This window comes from Streptococcus pasteurianus, assembly GCF_004843545.1.
Taxonomy (GTDB): Bacteria; Bacillota; Bacilli; order Lactobacillales; family Streptococcaceae; genus Streptococcus; species Streptococcus pasteurianus.
The window spans coordinates 1,975,192-1,999,843 of sequence record NZ_CP039457.1 but is presented as its reverse complement, the minus strand read 5'-3'; the positions used below and the strand labels follow the sequence as shown (position 1 = coordinate 1,999,843).

The 24,652-nt window shown below is 38.2% G+C and carries 24 protein-coding genes, 1 other RNA gene and 3 pseudogenes; 22 read left to right on the top strand and 6 right to left on the bottom strand.

Going from position 1 to position 24,652, the window contains the following annotated elements:
• Window positions 1–32: 32 nt before the first annotated feature.
• Window positions 33–791: a DUF975 family protein gene (locus tag E8M05_RS10470; RefSeq protein ID WP_003066741.1), complete on the bottom strand. Its 759-nt coding sequence runs from the start codon at window positions 789–791 to the stop codon at window positions 33–35.
• A 272-nt stretch (window positions 792–1,063) separates the two neighbouring features.
• On the opposite strand from E8M05_RS10470, the gene tgt reads away from it, so the two are divergent.
• The 11 genes from tgt to E8M05_RS10410 all read left to right on the top strand — a co-directional run bounded on the left by tgt (window position 1,064) and on the right by E8M05_RS10410 (window position 10,161).
• Window positions 1,064–2,206: a tRNA guanosine(34) transglycosylase Tgt gene (gene tgt, locus E8M05_RS10465; RefSeq protein ID WP_003066739.1), complete on the top strand. Its 1,143-nt coding sequence runs from the start codon at window positions 1,064–1,066 to the stop codon at window positions 2,204–2,206.
• Between the two features lie 137 nt (window positions 2,207–2,343).
• Entirely contained in the window at window positions 2,344–2,652 is a 309-nt protein-coding gene (locus tag E8M05_RS10460) for a CHY zinc finger protein (protein WP_082144671.1), read from the top strand.
• A 3-nt stretch (window positions 2,653–2,655) separates the two neighbouring features.
• Window positions 2,656–3,186 carry a biotin transporter BioY gene (locus E8M05_RS10455; RefSeq protein WP_061100148.1) on the top strand — a complete coding sequence of 177 codons (531 nt, stop codon included), beginning with the start codon at window positions 2,656–2,658 and terminating at the stop codon, window positions 3,184–3,186.
• A gap of 59 nt (window positions 3,187–3,245) precedes the next feature.
• A complete protein-coding gene (locus tag E8M05_RS10450; RefSeq protein ID WP_048791299.1) occupies window positions 3,246–4,022 on the top strand; it encodes an MBL fold metallo-hydrolase in 777 nt (258 codons plus the stop codon).
• A complete protein-coding gene (tadA, locus tag E8M05_RS10445; RefSeq protein ID WP_061100147.1) occupies window positions 4,022–4,528 on the top strand; it encodes a tRNA adenosine(34) deaminase TadA in 507 nt (168 codons plus the stop codon). Before E8M05_RS10450 ends, tadA begins: the two co-directional genes overlap by 1 nt.
• Before the next feature lie 31 nt (window positions 4,529–4,559).
• An RNA gene (gene ffs, locus E8M05_RS10440) (signal recognition particle sRNA small type) lies at window positions 4,560–4,645 on the top strand.
• A gap of 310 nt (window positions 4,646–4,955) precedes the next feature.
• Complete coding sequence (locus E8M05_RS10430; protein ID WP_003066726.1) at window positions 4,956–6,305, top strand: glucose-6-phosphate isomerase; 1,350 nt, start codon at window positions 4,956–4,958, stop codon at window positions 6,303–6,305.
• Between the two features lie 487 nt (window positions 6,306–6,792).
• On the top strand, window positions 6,793–7,491 hold the full coding sequence (dapD, locus tag E8M05_RS10425) for a 2,3,4,5-tetrahydropyridine-2,6-dicarboxylate N-acetyltransferase (protein ID WP_003066724.1): 699 nt from the start codon (window positions 6,793–6,795) through the stop codon (window positions 7,489–7,491).
• A 57-nt stretch (window positions 7,492–7,548) separates the two neighbouring features.
• Window positions 7,549–8,679 (top strand): N-acetyldiaminopimelate deacetylase, encoded by a 1,131-nt coding sequence (locus tag E8M05_RS10420; RefSeq protein WP_041974266.1) that lies wholly within the window; start codon window positions 7,549–7,551, stop codon window positions 8,677–8,679.
• 286 nt (window positions 8,680–8,965) lie between these two features.
• A complete protein-coding gene (locus tag E8M05_RS10415; protein WP_003066720.1) occupies window positions 8,966–9,493 on the top strand; it encodes a 5-formyltetrahydrofolate cyclo-ligase in 528 nt (175 codons plus the stop codon).
• On the top strand, window positions 9,490–10,161 hold the full coding sequence (locus tag E8M05_RS10410; RefSeq protein ID WP_058692554.1) for a rhomboid family intramembrane serine protease: 672 nt from the start codon (window positions 9,490–9,492) through the stop codon (window positions 10,159–10,161). The genes E8M05_RS10415 and E8M05_RS10410 overlap by 4 nt, the downstream gene beginning before the upstream one ends.
• A gap of 49 nt (window positions 10,162–10,210) precedes the next feature.
• Here the strand turns inward: E8M05_RS10410 and E8M05_RS10405 are convergent.
• The 5 genes and pseudogenes from E8M05_RS10405 to E8M05_RS10380 all read right to left on the bottom strand — a co-directional run.
• Window positions 10,211–10,389, bottom strand: a pseudogene (locus tag E8M05_RS10405) (IS3 family transposase); the annotation flags it as partial.
• 3 nt (window positions 10,390–10,392) lie between these two features.
• Window positions 10,393–10,772, bottom strand: a pseudogene (locus tag E8M05_RS11680) (IS3 family transposase); the annotation flags it as partial.
• 73 nt (window positions 10,773–10,845) lie between these two features.
• The gene (gene galU / locus E8M05_RS10395; RefSeq protein WP_058692553.1) at window positions 10,846–11,760 is read right to left on the bottom strand and encodes a UTP--glucose-1-phosphate uridylyltransferase GalU; all 915 of its coding nucleotides are present in this window, start codon (window positions 11,758–11,760) and stop codon (window positions 10,846–10,848) included.
• A 59-nt stretch (window positions 11,761–11,819) separates the two neighbouring features.
• The gene (locus tag E8M05_RS10390) at window positions 11,820–12,836 is read right to left on the bottom strand and encodes an NAD(P)H-dependent glycerol-3-phosphate dehydrogenase (protein WP_003066713.1); all 1,017 of its coding nucleotides are present in this window, start codon (window positions 12,834–12,836) and stop codon (window positions 11,820–11,822) included.
• Between the two features lie 556 nt (window positions 12,837–13,392).
• A pseudogene (locus tag E8M05_RS10380) lies at window positions 13,393–13,509 on the bottom strand (integrase); the annotation flags it as partial.
• Window positions 13,510–13,917: 408 nt separating this feature from the next.
• On the opposite strand from E8M05_RS10380, the gene E8M05_RS11250 reads away from it, so the two are divergent.
• The 11 genes from E8M05_RS11250 (at window position 13,918) to E8M05_RS10330 (ending at window position 24,450) form a co-directional block, all read left to right on the top strand.
• Window positions 13,918–14,058, top strand: coding sequence for a hypothetical protein (locus E8M05_RS11250; protein ID WP_003066708.1), 141 nt, complete (start codon window positions 13,918–13,920; stop codon window positions 14,056–14,058).
• A 177-nt stretch (window positions 14,059–14,235) separates the two neighbouring features.
• Window positions 14,236–14,439 carry a cold-shock protein gene (locus E8M05_RS10375; protein ID WP_003066706.1) on the top strand — a complete coding sequence of 68 codons (204 nt, stop codon included), beginning with the start codon at window positions 14,236–14,238 and terminating at the stop codon, window positions 14,437–14,439.
• 1,220 nt (window positions 14,440–15,659) lie between these two features.
• Complete coding sequence (locus E8M05_RS10370) at window positions 15,660–16,427, top strand: epoxyqueuosine reductase QueH (RefSeq protein ID WP_003066703.1); 768 nt, start codon at window positions 15,660–15,662, stop codon at window positions 16,425–16,427.
• Between the two features lie 26 nt (window positions 16,428–16,453).
• The gene (locus E8M05_RS10365) at window positions 16,454–16,900 is read left to right on the top strand and encodes a dUTP diphosphatase (RefSeq protein WP_003066701.1); all 447 of its coding nucleotides are present in this window, start codon (window positions 16,454–16,456) and stop codon (window positions 16,898–16,900) included.
• Window positions 16,901–16,972: 72 nt separating this feature from the next.
• The gene (locus E8M05_RS10360; protein ID WP_003066699.1) at window positions 16,973–17,464 is read left to right on the top strand and encodes a histidine phosphatase family protein; all 492 of its coding nucleotides are present in this window, start codon (window positions 16,973–16,975) and stop codon (window positions 17,462–17,464) included.
• A gap of 17 nt (window positions 17,465–17,481) precedes the next feature.
• Complete coding sequence (gene radA, locus E8M05_RS10355; protein WP_041974187.1) at window positions 17,482–18,843, top strand: DNA repair protein RadA; 1,362 nt, start codon at window positions 17,482–17,484, stop codon at window positions 18,841–18,843.
• A gap of 124 nt (window positions 18,844–18,967) precedes the next feature.
• The gene (locus E8M05_RS10350; protein WP_003066696.1) at window positions 18,968–19,462 is read left to right on the top strand and encodes a beta-class carbonic anhydrase; all 495 of its coding nucleotides are present in this window, start codon (window positions 18,968–18,970) and stop codon (window positions 19,460–19,462) included.
• 102 nt (window positions 19,463–19,564) lie between these two features.
• Complete coding sequence (locus tag E8M05_RS10345) at window positions 19,565–20,059, top strand: LURP-one-related/scramblase family protein (protein WP_003066694.1); 495 nt, start codon at window positions 19,565–19,567, stop codon at window positions 20,057–20,059.
• A gap of 184 nt (window positions 20,060–20,243) precedes the next feature.
• A complete protein-coding gene (gltX, locus tag E8M05_RS10340) occupies window positions 20,244–21,701 on the top strand; it encodes a glutamate--tRNA ligase (RefSeq protein ID WP_041974164.1) in 1,458 nt (485 codons plus the stop codon).
• A gap of 172 nt (window positions 21,702–21,873) precedes the next feature.
• Window positions 21,874–23,040, top strand: a complete 1,167-nt coding sequence (locus tag E8M05_RS10335; protein WP_003066692.1) for a CynX/NimT family MFS transporter — start codon at window positions 21,874–21,876, stop codon at window positions 23,038–23,040.
• Window positions 23,041–23,259: 219 nt separating this feature from the next.
• Entirely contained in the window at window positions 23,260–24,450 is a 1,191-nt protein-coding gene (locus E8M05_RS10330; protein ID WP_012962562.1) for an argininosuccinate synthase, read from the top strand.
• Window positions 24,451–24,652: the final 202 nt, after the last annotated feature.

The following is a 24,652-nucleotide window of genomic DNA, read 5'->3' as shown; positions in this document are numbered from 1 at the left end:
TCACCCTAGCCTTGCTAAGGTGATTTGTTATATTATTCAGCATTTTCTAGTAAGTCTTCGTAGAAGAAGAGGTTGGCTGTTGTAATGTATGGTAGTGTGTAGAAGTAAAGCAAACCACAAGTGATTCCTGTTAAGATGTACCAACCAATGAAGCTAAATTGTAAGCAGAAGAAACGCCATCTATTTCCTTTCATCAGTTTTGTACTCTTATCAATAACGCTACGAGGACCTTCATAAGTGCCGTTTTGGACATCATCATAAAGAATATAAGTTGTCATGCAGTATGAATAGTTTTTCATAATAGCAAGTACAAATCCCGCCATCATCGCAATCAAACCGATAATCACAATAATCCATCCTGCAGCAGAATCATCTACAGCTGCATAAGTAACTCCGATAGTAAAAATAAATATTCCGACACCAGCAATCAAAGACCATAAGAAGAGAAATAGCCATTTTAAAATAGCTGTCAAAACGTATTTCCCAAATAGTTCGTTTGAAAAGACAATCATGTTGTCTCCTACTTCGACGTGGTTGCGTTTGAAGCGAATTACGTCAAGTACAGCATAACTTGCCGACGCAAGAAATAGTGCAGATAGAATGCCAATGATACTTGGAACAGATTCTGTGATGCTAAATTCAGTACCGTGGCTTGTTGTGAAAATTGTTTGACGATAAGAAATTGAAACGGTAAGAATCGCTAAAACAATAGAAACAATAAACAGTTGGTATTTACCAGAGAGAGTTTTAAGAAATTCTCTAGCTTTTCGACGTGTTTCTGAAGCTTTCATAATGGTCCTCCTTTATTATCCCTTAAAAAAAATAATTACTTCCACGTTTTTAATTATATCATATTGTATTAGATATAACACACTAAACCATAAAGACATGACAAAAGATGTGATTTTTGGTAAAATCGTAGAGGTTGTACTTTGTATTTTTTATAATACAAGGCAAGAGATTAATGAGCTTTTCAGTCTCAAATTCTCAGTCTGATTACTGTTTAATCATGACAATATAAAAAATGCCCACAACTGTTTTTTGTGGTAGCTAGGAGAAAAAAATGACAGATTATCCGATTAAGTATCGCTTAATTAAGAAAGAAAAACACACAGGTGCTCGTTTGGGTGAAATTATCACACCCCACGGCACATTTCCAACGCCAATGTTTATGCCTGTTGGAACGCAAGCAACAGTTAAAACACAATCGCCAGAAGAACTCAAGGAAATGGGTTCAGGAATTATCTTATCAAATACTTATCACCTCTGGTTACGTCCAGGTGACGAATTAATCGCTCGCGCTGGTGGACTTCATAAATTTATGAATTGGGACCAAGCGATTCTGACTGATAGTGGTGGTTTCCAAGTGTATTCATTGGCTGATACACGTAACATCACTGAGGAAGGGGTGACCTTTAAAAACCACCTTAACGGTGCTAAAATGTTCCTCTCACCAGAAAAAGCCATCTCTATTCAAAATAATCTTGGCTCGGACATCATGATGAGCTTTGATGAATGCCCTCAATTCTACCAACCGTATGATTACGTTAAAAAATCAATCGAACGTACAAGTCGTTGGGCTGAACGTGGCTTGAAAGCACATCGTCGTCCACATGACCAAGGGCTTTTTGGTATCGTGCAAGGTGCTGGTTTCAAAGACCTTCGTCGCCAATCAGCTAGTGACTTGGTCAGCATGGATTTCCCAGGATATTCAATTGGTGGACTTGCCGTTGGAGAATCACACAAAGAAATGAATGAGGTGCTTGATTTCACAGTGCCAATGTTGCCAGAAAATAAACCACGTTACCTTATGGGCGTTGGTGCACCAGATAGTTTGATTGACGGTGTTATTCGCGGTGTGGATATGTTTGACTGCGTGCTTCCAACACGTATCGCTCGAAATGGAACATGTATGACAAGTGAAGGGCGTTTGGTGGTTAAAAATGCAGCTTACGCAGAAGATTTCACACCACTTGACCATGATTGTGATTGCTACACATGTCGCAATTACACACGTGCTTACATTCGTCACTTGCTTAAAGCTGATGAAACCTTTGGGCTTCGTTTGACAAGCTATCATAACCTTTACTTCCTTGTCAACTTGATGAAAAAAGTTCGTCAAGCTATCATGGATGACAATCTTTTGGAATTCCGCGAGGATTTCTTTGAACGCTACGGCTATAACAAGAGTGACCGTAATTTCTAATAGCATACCAAGTCTGGGGCAAAGCTGCTCCAGACTTTTTGCGCTTTATCAGTGAGAAGATTTTAAAAAGAGTTAACTAATAAAAATAAATAGGTTGACTAAAAACGAATAAAGTAGTAAACTTTGTTAGGAGGTTGATGATTATGATAATTTATGGAATTAATCTTGATAGTAAAGGAAGATGTAAACATTATCATACAAAGCAGGACATTGTTGCTCTCAAATGTGGTAAGTGCCAAGATTATTTTGCTTGCTATCAATGTCATAATCAGCTACGAAATCACCCTTTTGAATCAGTTTCGGTAAAAGCTGCCTCACCTGTTTTTTGTGGTAATTGCCGCCATTTTTTAACTTACACGGAGTATAAAAAAGGGGCTTGTCCATATTGTTATCATGACTTTAATCCAAACTGTCGCTTACACGAAACCATTTATTTTAAGGAGTAATTTATGAAAAACGTGAGAGATTTACTTTATATAGCAATGATGACAACTATTCTTGTCATTTTAGGTTTTATTCCAGCCATTCCACTGGGTTTTATCCCTGTTCCAATTGTTTTGCAAAATTTGGGAATCATGTTAGCAGGTGTGCTCTTAGGTTGGAAAAAAGGGTGCCTGTCGATTCTTCTGTTTTTCCTTTTGGGGATGTTTATTCCGGCTTTTTCTGGTAGTACCTTGTTTGCTGTTTTTGCTGGACCAACGGCTGGTTATGTGGTTGCTTGGTTTTTTGTGCCAATTCTAATCAATGTGATTTTGAAAATTTTTAAGACATCATCTTTTATTAATAATTTAATTGCAATTTTACTAGGTGGTGTTTTATTTGTTGATGTGGTGGGAGCAATTTATCTATCTGTTTATATACACACACCTTTGTTGACTTCTCTTTTATCAAATCTTGTATTTATCCCAGGAGATACGATTAAGGCAATTATTGCTAGTGTTGTAGCCTATAAATTTAAAGATAGACTGATAGTGCCGTAAGAGATAGTTTTCAAAAAATGTTATAATGTGAGTAAGCATTACTAGAGGAGGATTCTACGATGAAACTCACAACACTTGGTTGCTGGGGAGCTTACCCATACAAAGACGGCGGAACGACCTCTTATCTCGTTACGAGTGAGGACGGTTTTCAATTGCTTATGGATTGTGGAAGTCGCGCTGTCACAGAATTAGAAAAAGAAATCAGCCCACTTGACTTGGATGCGGTGATTATTTCACATTATCATCCTGACCATGTTGCTGATTTAGGCGTGCTACGCCATTATTTCCAACTATATCCCAAACATCTCTGGGAGCCTAAAATTTTGCCAATCTACGGACACACCGAAGATGAACAAGAATTTGCTAAACTGACTTTAGACGGTGTTTCTCAAGGGAAAGCCTATGATGTCAACGGCGTTGAGAAGATTGGTCCATTCGACATTACCTTTATCAAAACCGTTCACCCTGTTCCTTGCTACGCTTTTCGTATTGTCGAACATGCAACAGGGCAAACACTTGTTTTCACTGGTGATACGGGCTATTTTGAAGGCTTGGATAAATTTGCTGCAGGCGCTGACCTCTTTTTGGCAGATGTTTACCTTTATGCAGGAAATGAAAATCATCCAGCGCATTTGACAACCAAAGAAGCAGGGCAAATTGCCAAGGCTGCAGGTGTGACATCTCTTGTCTTGACGCACACGCCACCAGTTCCACCGCAAGGCATTGATGCCGAAAATCACCTTCAAATGCTTAAAGAAGAAGCAGAAAATTATGCTGACGGTGTTTCTGTTGATTTGGCTGAGCCACACAAATCATGGCAACTTGGTGAGCTATAATGGCTGAATTTACACAAGAAGAAAAGGAATATTTCATGCGAGAAGCGCTCAAGGAAGCGCAAAAATCGCTAGCAAAAGAGGAAATCCCAATTGGCTGTATTATCGTGAAAAACGGTGATATCATTGGACGTGGCCACAATGCGCGTGAAGAACGTCAGAAAGCTATTTTGCATGCTGAAATCATGGCGATTGATGATGCCAATGAAAACGAAGGCAATTGGCGTTTGCTAGATAGCACCCTATTTGTGACCATTGAGCCTTGCGTGATGTGTAGTGGAGCTATTGGGCTTGCCCGCATTCCGCAAGTGATTTATGGGGCTGCCAATCAAAAATTTGGCGGTGCAGGCAGCCTTTATGATATTCTGACGGACGTTCGTCTCAATCATCGAGTGGAAGTGGAGACTGGGATTTTAGAGACCGAATGTGCAGCTATCATGCAAGATTTTTTCCGTAAAAACCGTGAAAAGAAAAAAGCAGCCAAGCAAGCTGCCCAAGAACAGTCTTAGTTTGCATAATCTAGAAATTATGATATAATATTCTTCGGAGCAACATCTGCGCGTGAAGTGGGTCAGGGGAGGAATCCAGCAGCCCTAAGCGATTGTAGGTGTGTGCTCTTTTTGTATATAAAACTAAAACCCTTTGAAATTAATCGTTTCAGAGGGTTATTTTTTATTTAAGAGACTAAAAGGGGCAGGAATTAAAATATTTTAATTGTGTTTAATCGTTTAGATAAATCAAGTGTCATCTGTGTTGTGACGTGGCTATAACTGTAAAAATCTATGAAATTTTCATCGCAAAATGGTTGTTCCATGAAAGTTTTCAGCAACTTGGTAAACGCTTTGTTTAAATGAGATAATTTAGTAAAAATCATTGAAAAATCATGCATAAAAGAGTAATATAGAAGAGAAATTTAATTTTTTGAGGAGTATTGTAATGACACATATTAAATTTGATTATTCAAAACTTTTGGGTCAATTCGTCGAACAAGAAGAAATCGACTTCATGCAACCACAAGTCAACGCTGCTGACGAATACTTGCGCAAAGGTACAGGTCCAGGTTCTGACTTCCTTGGTTGGTTAGACCTTCCTGAAAACTACGACAAAGAAGAATTTGCGCGTATCCAAAAAGCTGCTGCAAAAATTCAATCAGACAGCGAAGTTCTTGTTGTTATCGGTATCGGTGGTTCTTACCTTGGAGCTCGTGCGGCTATCGACTTCTTGAGCAACCACTTCTATAACCTTCAAGCATCTGCAGACCGTAAAGGTCCACAAATTCTTTACGCTGGTAACTCAATTTCGTCAACTTACCTTGCAGAATTAGTGGAATACGTTAAAGATAAAGAGTTCTCAGTAAACGTTATCTCTAAATCTGGCACAACAACTGAACCAGCTATTGCTTTCCGTGTCTTTAAAGAACTTTTGATTGAAAAATACGGTCAAGAAGAAGCTAACAAACGTATCTACGCTACAACTGATAAAGCTAAAGGTGCTGTTAAAGTTGAAGCTGTTGCTAACGATTGGGAAACATTTGTTGTTCCAGATAACGTTGGTGGACGTTTCTCAGTATTGACTGCTGTAGGTCTTCTTCCAATCGCTGCCGCTGGTATCGACATCGAAGCTCTTATGACTGGTGCTAACGCTGCACGTCAAGAATTGACTTCTGCTGAAATTTCAGAAAACATCGCTTATCAATATGCTGCTATTCGTAACATTCTTTACCGTAAAGGTTACATCACTGAAATCTTGGCTAACTACGAACCATCACTTCAATACTTCGGTGAATGGTGGAAACAATTAGCTGGTGAATCAGAAGGTAAACACCAAAAAGGTATCTATCCAACATCTGCTAACTTCTCAACTGACCTTCACTCACTTGGTCAATTTATCCAAGAAGGTTACCGTAACATCTTCGAAACAGTTGTTCGTATTGACAAACCACGTAAAAACGTTGTTATCCCTGAATTGTCAGAAGACCTTGACGGTCTTGGATACCTTCAAGGTAAAGACGTTGACTTCGTAAACAAAAAAGCAACTGACGGTGTTCTTCTTGCTCACACTGACGGTGGTGTTCCTAACATGTTCTTGACACTTCCTCAACAAGATGAATTCACTCTTGGTTACACAATCTACTTCTTCGAGTTGGCTATCGGTCTTTCAGGTTACCTTAACGCTGTTAACCCATTCAACCAACCAGGTGTAGAAGCATACAAGAAAAACATGTTTGCTCTTCTTGGTAAACCAGGATTTGAAGACTTGTCAGAAGAATTGAACGCACGTCTTTAATTCATCATTAACATAGATAAAAAAGCTCCCGCAAGGGAGCTTCAGAGCGTAGACAAACCCTCTCAGCAGTATAAATATTGTAAATTTAGAGTGTATCTATCGATTTGAATAAACTCTTAGAAATGCTGATATAACGGTGTTCCTAAGGGTTTTTATTTTTTAACAAAAAGAAAAAAAGATTGAAGAAAAATATCCAAAATGGACTTTTTCTTCAATCTGAAGCTCCCGCAAGGGAGCTTTTTTGCGTGAAAAAATTATTCGGGGTGAATAAATAACCAAATTTCTTTCCAAATTTTCTGAATATTTGTTATAATAGTAAATTATATAATAAAATTTGAATTAGAAGGATTTGAGTGTTTAGCAAGGGGAGTTTTGAATAACTGTATCTGAGCTAAAAGGGAAAACTGGTTAGTAGTAGATGTTCTGCTTTACTTTTTCTCGATTGAAAGGCTCTGTGAGCCGCTTCAACGCTCTGGGTATCTTAAATATGACTGCACAAAAAATGACTGCTCAAGAAATTATCGCATTTATCGGAAATGCTGAGAAAAAAACAAATGTTAAAGTGACATTTGAAGGTGAATTAGCAGCAGCTGTTCCAGAAAGTGTCATTAAGCTTGGTAATGTGCTTTTTGGTGATTGGAAAGACATTGAGCCACTTTTAGCAAACTTGACTGAAAATAAAGACTATATTGTTGAACAAGATGGTCGTAATTCAGCTGTGCCATTGCTTGATAAACGCCGTATTAACGCTCGTATCGAACCGGGGGCTATCATTCGTGACCAAGTGACAATCGAAGACAATGCGGTTGTTATGATGGGAGCTGTGATTAATATTGGTGCTGAAATCGGTGCAGGAACAATGATTGACATGGGTGCTGTTCTTGGTGGTCGTGCCATTGTTGGTAAAAATAGCCATATCGGTGCAGGTGCCGTTCTTGCAGGTGTAATTGAACCAGCTTCAGCTGACCCTGTGCGTATCGGAGACAACGTCCTTGTCGGTGCTAATGCGGTCGTTATCGAAGGGGTTCAAGTCGGTAATGGTTCTGTTGTTGCTGCGGGAGCTATTGTTACCAAAGATGTCCCTGAAAATGTTGTTGTAGCAGGTGTTCCAGCGCGTGTCATCAAAGAAATTGATGCCAAAACACAACAAAAAACAGCACTCGAAGACGCTTTGCGTAATTTGTAATAAAGGAAGTAAAGGCTTGAGAACTTCTCTCAAGCTTTTAAAAATAAAGGAAAAAATATGACTTTAGATTTAGTTAATATCCGCCGTGATTTGCACCAGATTCCTGAAATTGGTTTGGAAGAATTTAAAACACAAGCTTATCTGTTGGAGCGTATTGCAGAAATTACGGCTGGAAAAGGTTTTGTAGAGCAACGTACTTGGCGAACTGGCATTCTTGTCTTTTTAAATGGCTCAGCTCCTGAAAAGACGATTGGTTGGCGAACAGATATTGATGCTTTGCCTATTGTAGAAGAAACTGGGTTGGCGTTTGCTAGCCAGCATGAGGGGCGTATGCACGCTTGCGGGCATGACATGCACATGACCGTTGCGCTTGGTTTACTTAATGAATTGGTGCAAGTACAGCCCAAAAATAATTTACTCTTTCTTTTCCAACCAGCAGAGGAAAATGAAGCAGGCGGCATGCTCATGTATCAAGATAATGCCTTTGGTGATTGGAAACCAGATGAATTTTATGGACTTCATGTTCGCCCTGATTTCAAGGTTGGTGATATTGCGACCAATACCTCAACATTGTTTGCAGGAACTTGCGAAGTGTTGGTGACTTTTAAAGGAAAAGGAGGACATGCTGCTTTTCCACATGAAGCAAATGATGCTTTGGTTGCTGCTTCGTATTTTGTCACGCAAGTACAGACAATTGTTAGCCGTAATGTTGACCCAATTCAAGGTGGTGTGGTGACTTTTGGTTCTTTCCATGCTGGAACAACTAACAATGTCATTGCCGAGACAGCGCGTTTGCATGGTACCATTCGAACATTGACGCAGGATATGAGCTTGCATATTCAAAAACGTTTAACGGAAATTGCCAAAGGCGTTGCTGCCAGCTTTGACATGGAAGTTGATGTCCATTTGAAGCAAGGAGGCTATTTGCCTGTGGAAAATAACCCAGAGTTGGCACAAGACTTAATGGTGTTTTTCCGAAATCGAGAGGCTGTTAATTTGATTGATTGCCCGCCTGCGATGACTGGAGAAGATTTTGGTTATCTTTTAAATAAAATTCCCGGTGTGATGTTTTGGCTTGGTGTTGATACGCCTTATGCGCTTCATCACCCACAAATGAGTCCAAATGAAGCTGCCTTACCATTTGCGGTTAGTGAAATTTCAGCCTTTCTTAAAGAAAAAGCAAAGTAGTGATAGCTAAAAGAATTTGAGTGTTTCATTCTCGAGTTCTTTTTTAGGGAACAAAAAAAGTCGCCATTGGGAGTTAGCGACTTTAAAAGGGAAGGACATGATTTTATCAATCATGTCCAGGAGATTTATGAAAAGGGAATAAATCCCAAAAGAGTTTATTCCCAGCGGTTTGGGAGAACCGCTATTTAGGATATTTATATTTTATCGGAAAAATCTTAAAGAAACCTTAAAATAAATTTTAAGATTTTTGCTAAGTAAAAATCCAGTTTTGTGTTATCATAATAGCATGGAAAAATCACAGTTAAGAGCAGCTATTCTGACTCAGTTAAAAGAGCATGACAAGGCGGAGAAAGCTACTAAAGATAAGGCTTTGTTAGAAGATTTAGTCGCGTCAGCAGCTTATCAAAATGCGCAAACAATCGCAACGTATTTAGCTTTTGATTTTGAATACGATACGCAATTGTTAATCAATCAAGCCCAAAAAGATGGGAAAAAAATTCTTGTTCCCAAGACTTATTCCAAAGGAAAAATGATTTTTTGCCCTTACGATAAGGATAATTTGGTGAAAACAAGGTTTGGTCTGTGGGAGCCAGCGGTAGCTAATGCTGTGGATAAGTCGCAAATTGATGTCATTCATGTCCCAGGCGTAGGATTCAATCCGGCTGGTTTTCGTATCGGATATGGCGGCGGTTACTATGACCGTTATTTGGCTGATTATGACGGACATACCGTTAGCACGATTTATGAGTTTCAGAAAGTAGAGTTTCAGGCAGATTGTCATGATATGGCTGTGAAGGAGGTTTTTAGTAGATGAAAAATGAAATTAAAAGAAATCCAATAACGATATTTTTACTGGTTTTAACAATACTTGTCTTTTTGGCAATGCAGATTGTTTATTTTGGCAATGCGACCTCTGGGCAAGCGATCCTTAATTTTGGTGGCATGTATGGTGCTTATGTTAGCCTAGTCCCGACACAATTGTGGCGCTTAGTGACACCAATTTTTGTTCATATTGGTTGGGAACATTTTTTCTTTAATGCCTTAACGCTTTATTTTGTTGGGCAAATTGCAGAGCAGATTTGGGGGCATCATAAATTTTTAGCGCTTTATGTGCTATCAGGAGTGGTTGGAAATGCCTTTACCCTTTTCTTTACGCCAAATGTGATTGCAGCAGGTGCTTCAACATCGCTATTTGGTGTCTTTGCAGCTATTATGGTAGTTGGCTATTTTGGTAGAAATTCTTTTTTGAAAGAATTGGGGCGCAATTACCAATTGTTGATTTTGATTAATTTACTTTTTAATTTATTCACCCCAGGTGTTGGGATTATCGGACATATTGGCGGTCTTGTTGGTGGTATTTTATGTGCTATCTTTTTACCAACAATTGTAGAAAAAGATATGTTTAAACCTTGGCAACGTTGGCTTGCGGCAGGTTCGTATGTCGTTTTAAATCTTATTTTGATTTTGGCTGCGTTGTTATAAAAATCCCCCCTTAGACAACTGTACTGGTCCCTAAAAGTTGGACAATTAATTATTGAAAGGATTTAGTTCTATATTGCATAGGGCTGAATCCTTTTCGTTTTGTCTTGATTCGTTTATTGTTATAGTAAAAAATATAGTCTGTAATGGCTTTCTCAAACGCATCAAGAGACTGATAAGACTTCCCGTATAAAACATTTCGGACTTTAGAATGCCAAAGAAAGATTCCATCTATTCCCAAGTTTTCTTTGGTTTTCGCCCCATCTTTGGTGGGCTCCCTCTAGTTTTCTCAACAATAGTATCCCCATTTTTCTTATATTGTGCCAGCCACTTTGCCAGCTGACTATAATTGAGTAAGGCATAATCAAGAGCTACTTGTTTTTGGGATTGCCCTTCAAACAAAAGTTTAGTAATCATTTCCTGCTTTAAGTCTGGAGAGTAATAGATATTTTTCCTTTTCTTGACGATACCTATTCCCTACCGATCAATCAGTCGGAGAACATATTTAATATGAGACTTAACAAAATACTAAACTTTTGTTATAAGGATTTAATTGATTCTCCATTTTGTCTCAACTTATAGAGTTGAACCTTGTCTTCGTAACTTAATGTCATACAAAAAGCACTCCGATCGTTAGATGTCGTGTCTAACGATCGGGGTGCAGGTCAAAGTTTTAAGGGGGGGATTTTATTTAGTTTCTTCTTTTTTTGAATCAGCTTCTAATTCTTTACCTAAATCGATAAGATATTGTTTCATGCTATCTTTGATTTGAGGGTGTTGAAGGGCATAGTCAATAGAAGTTTTCATAAAGCCAAATTTGTCACCGACATCATAGCGGTCACCGTTAAATTGGCGGGCGAAAACACGTTGCGTTTTGTTAAGGGTATCAATAGCATCTGTCAATTGAATTTCATTACCAGCTCCAGGTTCTTGTGTTTCAAGGATATTGAAGATTTCTGGAGTAAGAAGATAACGGCCGATGATTGCAAGGTCACTTGGTGCATCTTCAGGGGCTGGTTTTTCAACAAATGTTTCAACGCTATAAAGTCCGTCAATGCCTTCTCCTTGAGGAGCAATAACACCGTAAGATGATACTTCTTCGTGTGGTACAGGCATAACAGCGATAGTTGATGCGTGTGTAGTTTCGTAGTCATTGATAAGTTGTTTTGTCAATGGCACAGCGTTGTCATTATTGATGTCCATAAGGTCGTCACCAAGCATAACGACAAAAGGTTCATTACCAACAAAAGCTTTGGCTTGCAGAACAGCATCTCCCAATCCGCGTGGATGACTTTGGCGGATAAAGTGAAGATTGATAGCTGTTGTATCATTCACAAGTTTGAGAAGGTCAGTTTTCCCTTTATGTTCCAAATTGTATTCTAATTCAAAATTTGAATCGAAGTGGTCTTCGATTGAACGTTTTGATTTCCCAGTAACAACCAAAATGTCTTCGATACCTGATTTCAAGGCTTCTTCGACGATAAATTGAATGGTTGGTTTATCAACAATTGGAAGCATCTCTTTAGCGAGTGCTTTAGTTGCTGGCAAGAAGCGTGTTCCAAGACCAGCAGCGGGAATGACGGCTTTTCTAACTTTTCTCATATGAGAACTCCTTTTCATAAATTAACTATACTGGACGAAATTATACTACAATTCTAATATTAGTGCCATTCATTTTCAGAACGGAAATCATTTGACATCATACCTAAGATACTTTCACGGACGTCGCCGCCTTCATAAATCACTTTATAGATAGCGCTAGTAATTGGCATGTAAACACCTAACTCTTTAGCAAGTTCATAAGCAACTTTAGTGGTTGAGATACCCTCGATAACCATACCCATATTTTTTTCGATGTTTTCGAGTTTTTCACCACGTCCAAGTGCATCACCAGCTCGCCAGTTACGAGAGTGAACAGATGTTCCTGTCACGATAAGGTCACCAACGCCAGAAAGTCCGCTATAAGTGAGTGGATTAGCTCCCATTTTTACCCCAAGACGAGTAATTTCGGCAAGTCCACGTGTGATAACAGCTGCTTTGGCATTATCACCGTATCCAAGTCCGTGAAGGGCACCAGCACCAACAGCAATGATATTTTTAAGAGCCCCAGCTGTTTCAACACCAACAACATCAGTATTAGTGTAAAGTCGGAAATAATTGTTGCTAAAGAGTTCTTGGACGTATTTAGCGGCGTCTTGGTCTTTTGAAGCGGCTGTAATCAATGTAATATCGCGAACAATTGTTTCTTCAGCATGGCTTGGTCCAGAGACAACAACGATTTCAGAACGCAATTCAGCAGGAATTTCTTCCTCTAAGATAGTAGAAAGGCGTTCGTGTGTTCCAGGTTCAAGTCCTTTAGAAGCGTGCATAATAACAGCTTTGTGGTCAAGTGTTTCAGCTACTTGTTTTGCGACCAAACGTGTTACTTTAGTCGGTACAACAAATAAAATAGCGTCAACGTCTGTGAGTGCCTCTTTTAAGTCGAGTGTCGCTTTGATATTTTCAGAAATTATAATATCTTTAAAGTAGCGAGTGTTTGTATGCTTGGTATTTAATTCTTCGATTTGATCTGGGACATTTCCCCAAAGACAAACGTCATGTCCGTTATCATTTAATACTTGCGCAAGAGCCGTTCCCCATGAACCAGGCCCTAAGACAGCAACTTTTTGTCTTGTCATTTTTTCTCCTCTCTCAAACGAGTAAGATTTCACTCCCCATTATATCACAAGAGCCCTTGTTTGTCTTTGTTTATTGGAAAGGTAATTGGGGAATTATTTGTGATAAGGGGAAATTTCCGGAAGTTTAGATTATATTTTTGAAAAATAACCTAAATGACGATAAGCCTTATAATATCAATGATTTATGGCTTGTCTAATGTAATTTATACTTCCTTTATTATTCCCCAAAAGCATTAATAGCATACTCAAAGAAACTAGCTGAATTTTTAGCACCTTCTTTTGTGACATGAACATACGTGTTAAGTGTCATGCTGATATTGCTATGTTCTAGCCTATATTGTAAATCTTTTGGCTGTATACCAGCATTTAGCATAATAGTAGCGTGAGTGTGGCATAGACCGTGAAAGCCTATGTACGGTACAGCAGGGTGCTTTAAATGCCATTTTAGTCTGTTCTTTAAAAGTGCCATAATAAGGGTGATCGTGAGGAAATACAGAAAACACAACGTCAAATAGATTATAATATTTTGATTTGTTTAGCGTATCCAAGTAGTTATAGTCCGTGCTGTTACGCTTGTTTGTGCTTTCTTTCCTGTAATGCTATCTACTCCCAAATAAACATTTGAGCAGTACACTTTAGCACCGTCTTTTTTAATAACTTCTTTGATATTCATGGTAAAACTTTCTACAGTAGGTAAGCCATTATTAAAAAGGTTTTAGGTTTATATGAATTGTTGGGAAAACAGGTTAGAAATACTTGGATTTTAAATCCAACCTTTCCAAAAATCCTATAAAATCCTACACACACTGTTGGCAGAACACTGGTGAAATAAACATCGCTGTCGGCCCCAATAAAATAACGTTAGCAGAAGCTAAAGGTTTAGAAATTTATTAAGGAAGGGCTACGACTTGAAAAGTGTAAAAAAAGAGAATTACAAAAGGTAAACGGTAGCACCCTGTATTTAAAAAACGTGGCAAATACTAAAAAATAAACACTATCTTCCGTTATACAATATAACCACGCTTATATTACTAATTCGTGATATAATAGAACTAGTGAATTGTAAGAAATGTGTTTTTTTATGGCTTATAAAGAATTAGATAAAAAGCTAAAAAATATTAAAAAATTAGATAGGGAAATTCAAGACTTCTTCGAAGTAGGTGACAGAACTTTGTTCCGATTGAAACAAAAAGCACTTCAAGAAATAGCTAAGCAGATTTAAAATATATCACTCAATGGTTCTCTATAATTTGGTAAATGAGAGTTTAGTCTTGACTTATAGTGACTTTACTGTTAGAGTAATGAGTGTAAATAAGATTTGGAGTTTAAGTAATAAGTGGTATCTTTTGTTTTTCCTCTTGAATATTTTTACAAATTTATATAAAAAAGAGGTAACTCAATGGTACAAGGTACAGTAAAATGGTTTAATACGGATAAAGGTTTTGGCTTTATCTCTCAAGAAAATGGAGCTGATGTGTTCGCACACTTTTCTGAAATCAAATCTAACGGTTTTAAATCTTTAGAGGATGGTCAGAAAGTTCAGTTTGACGTTGAACAAGGAAAACGCGGACTTCAAGCAGTCAATATTATTAAAATTTCTTAACGTTTAGGAGGAGCTATTTTGATAGCTTCTTTTTTATTTGGGAATACCTCACTTAATTTTGAACGGGGCATATACCGTTCAAAATAAACAACGCCACCTTCTTTCGTGAGTAATTTCCCTTTTTGATTTTTCTAGCATGTCACTATTAGCCCATAAAATGTACTGTATGACGTTTTAGGGTGATGTGTTTTTTAAATACTCCTTCTCCATGTATGTACCAAGGAGAGTTACAACAAGGTGTTTGCTTATATTGCAGACTAATTCTCAGATTTTTAAAGGGGACATAACTTGCATTAAGTTTTGTTGTTATGCTATTTGTTAATTAGCTAGCAATTAAATTTGTTAAGGTTTTAGATGTTGTCAATTTGTAATGGAAGTAGTAGAATGGAAGAGCAGGCAGGAGGATTTTCCTTTGCAATATAAAAAACATCCATATATTTTTGTATACTCCCTTGCTTGTATGCGGTCAGTTTGTTCTTTTATCGTTGAAAAGCCAAAACCTTTAAACTCTAAATAAACTTTTTCATATAGTTACAATTCCTTGACCGCAGGCGCTCCATTATTGGGGCGCTTTTTAAGTATCAAAAAAGACCATGGATAACCCACAATCTGAAAGAGAAAGCCATGCCACACAAAGTTCTTAAAATATGTTAACCTTATTATATCATAAGCATTTCTATATTTGTTTTGGCTTGTGCCAATAGATGCATGGTATCATGAAAGGGCAGAATATGGAAATTATATCAAACCAGCATTTAGGTTTGATTTAACGCTTGTAGAATGTGTCTAGGAGCAAAAGAAAGATACCCCCTTTTTGGACGGTATCGGTGACAAATGAAACTCAAAAAAATGGATAAGTGAAAAGATTGAGTCTTTTAACTATCTACTTTTATATTCTAACACCGAATAAAATTTTTTCAAGAGAAAGAGTTTTGCCAGTTGCAAAGACCTAGGTTCAGAAAGTTTAACACATGAACAGACCTAGTTTATCAGTATTTAAAAAATTATCAAATAGATTATCAAGAACAACTATGTTATACCACAGCCAAACTAACAAAAGCAGCTTTTGGGTGCTGGTTCCTTGCTTGCTGAACTTATTAAATTTATTCCCTCTTTTATATACCCCAATGATAAAAATGCATAAGGTTGTGTTCCTATATTTTTGAAAAATAACTTGTGGTATAATGAAATGATGTTACTATGAAAGGAAGAAATAAGTTGTGATTGATTTAGAAGAGATTTTATCCAAAATGAATCCCAATCAGAAAATCAACTATGACCGTGTCATGCAACAAATGGCAAAACGGTGGATGCAAGAAGAGACTCGACCACGTATTCTTGTTCATGTTTGCTGCGCACCTTGTTCAACTTATACTTTGGAATATTTGACGCAATATGCTGATTTGACGGTTTATTTTGCCAACTCAAACATTCATCCCAAGGAAGAATATTACCGTAGAGCTTATGTTGTTCAAAAATTTGTATCGGATTTTAATGAAAAAACAGGCAATAACGTTCAATTTATTGAAGCGCCTTACGACCCGTCGGAGTATTTTCAAAAAGTTCATGGTTTTGAGGAGGAACCTGAGGGTGGCGAGCGTTGCCGTGTTTGCTTTGATTACCGTTTAGATAAGGCAGCAAAAATGGCTGTTGAGCTTGGCTTTGATTATTTTGCTAGTGCCTTGACCATTAGTCCGCACAAAAGTTCACAGGTTATTAATAGCGTGGGAATCGAAGTCCAAAAAGTTTATGCAACCAAGTATCTACCAAGTGATTTCAAGAAAAATAATGGCTACCGCCGTTCAGTAGAAATGTGCGAGGAATATGACATCTATCGTCAATGTTACTGTGGTTGTGTTTTTGCTGCTAAAATGCAAGGTGTTGACTTCACCCAAATCAAAAAAGAAGCCAAAGCATTTATGGTCGGAAAAGACGGCGAAAAAGAATTTCCACACATCCGCTTTACCTTCGAAGGAAAAGAAATCTAATACGAATAAATAATTAAGGAGACAAAATGAGTAAAATCAGAGGATTTGAATTGGTTTCACAATTTACTGATGAAACATTGCTACCAAGGCGAGAAACAGCACACGCTGCAGGCTATGATTTGAAAGCTGCGGAAACAACAGAAATTGCAGCTGGTGAGATTAAATTAGTGCCAACTGGTGTCAAAGCTTACATGCAAGCTGGTGAGGTGCTTTATCTTTTTGACCGTTCTTCAAATCCGCGTAAAAAAGGCTTGGTTTTGATTAATTCGGTAGGTGTCATTGACGGTGATTATTATGGCAATCCTGCTAATGAAGGTCACATTTTTGCACAAATGAAAAATATCACTAATGAGACTGTTGTGGTCGAAGCTGGCGAACGCATTGTTCAAGGTGTTTTCATGCCTTTCTTGGTTGCTGACGGTGACGAAGCAGACGGCGTTCGTACAGGCGGCTTTGGTTCAACTGGGAAATAAGTGACATTTGCGAGTTGATTGGAGATTTCTATGAGAGTAATATTTGTTCGACATTCTGAACCAGACTAGTCCATGTTGGATAGGTGTGAGAACTCTGGAAACTATAGTGGTTTTGGACGTGATTTGGCACCGTTGATCGAACATGGTCGGCATTTAGCACGAGAGCTTGCTAAAAAAGAGGTATTTCAATCTGCTGATGTCATTATCTCATCCTCGATAACTCGTGCACTTGAAACAGCAACTTATATCGCACGTGAAACTGGCTTGGATCTTTTAGTTGATCCTTTCTTTCATGAGTGGCGACCTGATTTAGATAATTTGAATTACACAGGAGAAGCTGTTGCAAAAGCTTATCGGATTTTTTGGGAAAATAATGGAAAATTAGAAGAAAATTCTTGTTATCGATATGAGACAGCAGAACAAGTTAAGCAACGTTTTCTAGCCGCTCTGGAAAAGTATCGTGGGTATGACACGGTTATTATTGTGACCCACGGTGTGCTAATGCGCCAATTTGTTTCTCAGAAAGAAATTGCTTATGGTGAAATAATAACAGTAGATTTATAAGTAGGAGGTAATGGGCTATCGCTAAGAAAAAAACAACATTTATTTGTCAGGAGTGTGGCTATCATTCTCCGAAATATTTGGGACGTTGTCCGAATTGTTCGTCTTGGACGTCTTTTGTTGAAGAAGTTGAGGTGCAAGAAGTCAAAAATGCGCGTGTTAGTTTGACGGGTGAAAAAAGCAAACCGACTAAGTTAAAGGATGTTAGCTCGATTCATTATTCACGCACGAAGACTGGCATGGATGAATTTAACCGCGTGCTTGGTGGCGGTGTGGTGCCAGGTAGTTTGGTGCTTATCGGTGGTGACCCAGGTATCGGAAAATCAACGCTTCTTTTGCAGGTATCTATTCAACTTGCAGATAAGGGAACGGTTCTTTACGTTTCTGGGGAAGAATCAGCAGAGCAGATTAAACTACGTAGTGAGCGTCTCGGCGACATTGACAATGAATTTTACCTTTATGCTGAAACGAATATGCAAGCCATTCGCGCACAGATTGAGCAAATTCAGCCTGATTTCTTGATTATTGACTCGATTCAGACCATTATGAGCCCTGATATTTCTGGGGTTCAAGGGTCGGTATCACAAGTACGTGAAGTGACTGCAGAGTTGATGCAACTGGCTAAGACAAATAATATTGCAACCTTTATCGTTGGTCACGTGACTAAGGAAGGGCAGCTTGCAGGACCGCGCATGCTTGAGCATATGGTGGATACAGTGCTTTATTTTGAAGGGGAACGTCATCACACCTTCCGTATTTTACGTGCTGTGAAAAATCGTTTTGGTTCAACTAACGAAATCGGCATTTTTGAAATGCAATCTGGTGGTCTTGTTGAAGTGCTTAATCCGAGCCAAGTTTTCTTAGAAGAACGTTTGGACGGTGCAACGGGGTCAGCTATCGTGGTTACCATGGAAGGTAGCCGTCCAATTTTGGCGGAAGTCCAAGCTTTGGTAACGCCGACAGTCTTTGGAAATGCCAAACGCACCACGACAGGACTGGATTTTAACCGTGTTAGCCTTATTATGGCGGTGCTTGAAAAACGTTGTGGACTTTTATTGCAAAATCAAGATGCTTATTTGAAATCGGCTGGTGGTGTTAAACTTGATGAGCCAGCGATTGATTTGGCAGTAGCGGTAGCCATTGCGTCAAGCTATAAAGAAAAGCCAACAAATCCACAGGAAGCCTTCATCGGTGAAATTGGTTTGACAGGCGAAATTCGTCGTGTGACACGTATTGAGCAACGTATCAACGAAGCAGCAAAACTTGGTTTTACTAAAGTTTATGCTCCTAAAAACTCTCTGTCAGGTATTGATATTCCAGACAATATTCAAGTCATTGGTGTGACAACTGTGGGCGAAGTCCTCAAAAAAGTTTTTGTGTAAAAAGTGGGAGAGTATTTCCGCTTTTTTTATTTCCTCATTGTAAAGTCATTTTAGGCGACAAGAGGTATGAAAAATGATAATATAAGAAAAACTTTATTAGTCACGTAGTCAAGGAGGACTTTTGATGTCTTATTTTGAAAATTTTTTGAAAACTAACCAAGCTTATGCTGATTTGCATGGTACAGAGCATTTGCCACAGAAGCCCAAAACGCATGTTGCTATTGTGACTTGTATGGATTCTCGTCTACATGTGGCACAGGCTTTGGGGTTAGCGCTTGGTGATGCTCATATTTTGCGAAATGCTGGTGGTCGTGTGACTGATGATATTATCCGTTCTTTGGTGATTTCTCAGCAACAATTGGGGACACGTGAAATTGTAGTTCTTCATCACACAGATTGTGGGGCACAAAGTTTTACAAATGAAGCTTTTGCAGCGCAGTTAGAGCGTGATTTGGGTGTTGATGTCCATGATAAAGATTTTTTACCGTTTTCTGATGTGGAAGAAAGTGTGCGTGAGGACATTGCTATTTTGCGAAATTCTCCCTTAATCCCAGAGGATGTTGTGATTTCGGGAGCTGTTTATGATGTGGACACAGGACGCATGAGAGAAATCAAATAAAGATGAATTTTCGGATTTTTGTTGACAGCTTTTCGAGGAAGTAATATAATTTTTGTATTAGCATATTGGTACAAATAAAATGAAAATATTGAGGTGTACAAGATGAAAAGTTTTGAGATTAAACAAAAACTTTGGTCATTAGCTGGTAAATTTGATATTAAAGATGAAACTGGTCAACTTGCCTATCACGTTCAAGGATCATTTTTAAAGTTTTTAAAGGAATTCACGATTTCTGACAGTCAAGGGCAGTTTGTTAGTCATATCAAACATCATTTTAGCTTTCCTTTTCAACGGTTTACGGTGACTTTTGTGGACGGTAAACAGATTACAATTCAACAGCGTTTTTCATTGCTTAAAGCTAAATATGATATTTCTAATTTTGGTTTGGAAGTGGCTGGAGACATTTGGAATATGAATTTTAGTCTGCTTGACCAAGGGCGTGAAGTGGCAAGTATTCATCAAGAATGGTTCAAGATAGCCTCGACTTACCATGTTGATATTTACGATGACAGTCTTGCTGATTTAGTGATTTCGCTAGTGATTGCTATCGACTATGTCAAAGCAATCGAATCATCAAGTAGCTCTGCCTCAAGCTGATTATAGAGTTGGAAAGTAATGGTCTGGAAATAGACCGTTTTAGGTTAACAACAAGAAATCAAAACTTGCTGGAAATCAAATGTTGAAAGATACGTAGGAAATCAGCTGTTTTCAGCTGATTTTTTGTTCCAAGGATAAATATTGTGTTATAATAGAAATGATTGAAATTCAACAGGAGACGAAAATGCCTAAGAAAATTCGCGTGCGTTATGCACCAAGTCCAACAGGACTTTTACACATCGGAAATGCGCGTACTGCGCTCTTTAATTATCTTTATGCTCGTCACCATGGTGGTGATTTTGTTATTCGTATCGAAGATACTGACCGTAAACGTCATGTCGAAGACGGTGAACGTTCACAATTGGAAAACCTTAAATGGTTGGGAATGGATTGGGATGAAAGCCCACAAACTCATGAAAAATATCGCCAATCAGAACGTTTGGACATTTACCAAAAATACATTGACCAATTGTTGGCAGAAGGTAAAGCTTACAAATCATACGTTACTGAAGAAGAATTAGCTGCAGAACGTGAACGCCAAGAAGCTGCTGGTGAAACACCTCGTTATATCAACGAATTCCTTGGTATGTCAGAAGACGAAAAAGCTGCTTATATCGCAGAACGTGAAGCTAAAGGAATCGTTCCAACTGTTCGTTTGGCTGTTAACGAATCAGGCATTTACAAATGGCATGATATCGTTAAAGGCGACATCGAATTTGAAGGTGGTAACATCGGTGGTGACTGGGTTATCCAGAAAAAAGATGGTTACCCAACATACAACTTCGCCGTTGTTGTTGATGACCATTTGATGGAAATTTCTCATGTTATCCGTGGGGATGACCATATCGCAAACACACCAAAACAATTGATGGTTTACGAAGCACTTGGTTGGGAAGCACCAGAATTCGGTCACATGACATTGATTATCAACTCTGAAACTGGTAAAAAATTGTCAAAACGTGATACGAATACCCTTCAATTTATTGAAGACTACCGTAAAAAAGGTTACATGCCAGAAGCAGTCTTTAACTTTATCGCTCTTCTTGGTTGGAATCCTGGTGGTGAAGACGAAATCTTCTCACGTGAAGAATTAATCAAACTCTTTGATGAAAATCGTTTGAGCAAATCTCCAGCTGCCTTTGACCAAAAGAAAATGGACTGGATGAGCAACGAATACATCAAGAATGCTGATTTTGATACAATCTTTGCAATGGCGAAACCATTCTTGGAAGAAGCTGGTCGTTTGACTGACAAAGCTGAAAAATTGGTTGAACTTTATAAACCACAAATGAAATCTGTTGACGAAATCATTCCATTAACAGATTTGTTCTTTGAAGATTTCCCAGAATTAACAGATGCTGAAAAAGAATTCATGGCTGGTGAAACAGTTCCAATAGTTCTTGAAGCTTTCAAAGCTAAACTTGAAGCGATGAGTGACGAAGATTTCAAATCAGAAAATATCTTCCCACAAATCAAAGCCGTTCAAAAAGAAACAGGTATCAAAGGTAAAAACCTCTTTATGCCAATTCGTATCGCTGTTTCAGGTGAAATGCACGGTCCAGAACTTCCAGATACTATCTACCTTCTTGGTCGTGAAAAATCAATTGAACACATCGAAAATATGCTTAACAGCTTGAAATGATAGAATAAAAGCCTGAGATGTAAATCTCGGGCTTTTTGCTTAAAATAATGAATTTTGAGAAATATTTAAATTTGTTGTAAAAACCGTTTTTTGATAATGTCTATTCTAAACGTGTGTAGTTCTTGTTATAATAGGCATTGAATTTGTTTATTTCTAAGTTAAGAGGGGTTACATGAAAAAAGATTATTCGAGCTTTTTTGTTCTTGGTATCATCTTAGTGGGAGCTGTTTTGCGGATCCCATTTACAACGATACCAACGGTTTTGAGCTATGTTGCAGACGGTTTGGGCGTTTCGGTCAATTCACTAGGGATTCTAACGAGTATTCCGTTGATTATGTTTGCTTTTTGTTCGTCTTTGGCACCGCGCTTGGCAGATAAATTTGGGCTTGAAAAATTATTCACCATGGTTTTGATTGCCATGTTTATCGGCTCAAGTATGCGCGTGATTAATTTACCAAGTCTTTATATCGGTACTATGATTATTGGAGTTAGTATTGCCATGATGAACGTTTTACTACCAAGCGTTATCTTGGCTAATCAACCGTTGCGTATTGGGCTTTTGACGACTGTTTATACGACAGCTATGGGTTTAGCTTCTTCGGTCGCTTCATCTGTGGCTGTGCCAATTGTCAAGATGACATCATGGAAAGGGTTGATTTTACTTCTTAGTTTCTTGATTTTGCTTGCTTTGGTGGTCTGGTTTCCAAATACATTTCATAATCATGTGACTGAAAAGGATGAAGAAGCACACGTTGGCTCACTTTGGAAAAATAAGCGTGCGCTGGCATTGCTTGTTTTTGGTGGTTTGCAATCTCTTCTTTTTTACACAGGAATGACTTGGTTACCAACAATGGCAAGTCAAGCTGGTGTATCAAGCGAAGCAGCAGGTATCTTGGCTTCTATTTATTCATTGATTAGTTTGCCATTTTCATTGACAATTCCAACTTTAGCCACTAATTTATCGGCTAAGAATCGTAAAATCATGTTAGCGATTGTCTCTGCTTGTGGTATCATCGGAACTGGTATGCTGTTATTCCAATCAAGTAGTTTTGTCTATTGGTTGCTTGTTAATGTTTTAATCGGAATTGCTGTTAGCGCCCTTTTCCCATATCTGCTTGTCGCTTTCTCAATGAAATCTCATACACCAAGCCAAACCGCTCAATTATCTGGTATGGTACAAGCAGGAGGTTACTTCCTAGCAGCTTTTGGACCAACACTGTTTGGTTATAGCTTTGATCTCTTTGGTTCATGGACAGTAGCAGCCCTTTGCCTATTCATCTGTACAATTATCATGACAGTAGCTTTGTTCTACACCGAACGTTTTGAAAAAATATTATAAATAGATGAAAAATAATATCTTCCTAGATTAGATAGGAAGATATTATTGCATAAAATCGCTCATTTTTTGTATATATACTGTATATTTGTTATAAAATCGTAAAAATTTCGCTTTTTTTGAAAAAATATTCAAAAAAGTGTTGACAGGATTGTTTTTGATATGTATAATTATACACATAAAGTTGATAAAAACACAAAAATAAGAAAAGAGAGTATTCCTATGTCAAAAGAAAAAGTTATCCTTGCTTACTCAGGTGGTCTTGATACTTCAGTTGCCATTACTTGGCTCATGAAAGATTATGATGTTGTTGCTGTTTGTATGGACGTCGGCGAAGGTAAAGACCTTGATTTTATTCATGATAAAGCTCTTAAAGTCGGTGCGGTTGAATCTTACGTCCTTGACGTTAAAGATGAATTTGCTGAAGAATATGTGCTTCCAGCACTTCAAGCTCACGCTTACTACGAACAAAAATACCCATTGGTATCAGCGCTTAGCCGTCCAGTCATTTCTAAAAAATTGGTTGAAATTGCTCATAAAACTGGTGCGACTACTATTGCTCACGGATGTACTGGTAAAGGTAATGACCAAGTTCGTTTTGAAGTGGCAATCGCTGCGCTTGATCCAAACTTGAAAGTTATTGCTCCAGTTCGTGAATGGAAATGGTCTCGTGAAGAAGAAATTGAATACGCTAAAGCAAACGGTGTGCCAGTTCCTGCTGACCTTGACAATCCATACTCGGTTGACCAAAACCTTTGGGGTCGTGCTAATGAATGTGGTGTCCTTGAAAATCCATGGAATCAAGCACCAGAGGATGCTTTTGGTATCACAACTTCTCCAGAAGAAGCTCCAGATACACCAGAATTTGTTGATATTGAATTTAAAGAAGGAAAACCAGTTGCACTTAACGGCGAAGAGCTAAAATTGGCAGACCTTATCCAAAAATTAAACACAATCGCTGGTAAACACGGTGTTGGACGTATTGACCACGTTGAAAACCGTTTGGTTGGTATCAAATCACGTGAAATTTACGAATGCCCAGGCGCTATCACACTTTTGACAGCTCACAAAGAAATCGAAGACATCACATTGGTACGTGAAGTTTCTCATTTCAAACCAATTCTTGAAAATGAATTGTCAAACCTTATCTACAATGCTTTGTGGTTTAGCCCTGCGACAGAAGCTATCATTGCTTACATCAAAGAAACACAAAAAGTGGTTAACGGTACCGCTAAAGTGAAACTTTACAAAGGTCATGCTCAAGTTGTGGCTCGTAAATCACCAAACTCACTTTACGACGAAAACTTGGCAACTTACACATCAGCTGACAGCTTTGACCAAGACGCAGCTGTAGGATTCATCAAACTTTGGGGACTACCAACCCAAGTTAATTCACAAGTAAACAATAAATAATTAACAGAAAACAAAAAAATAGTTTCTAAGGCGATAATTTTGATATCAATCAAGGAATTGAGCCGTAGATAAAAATCTTAATAAGTAAGGAAAGAATTGGTGAGAAATTTTCAAGGCTAATCAAGGAAGAATGGCGCAGGCAGTACTTAGGGTACGGCAAGCCATGATGACGATGATTAGTACCGAAAATTTCCACCAAGCT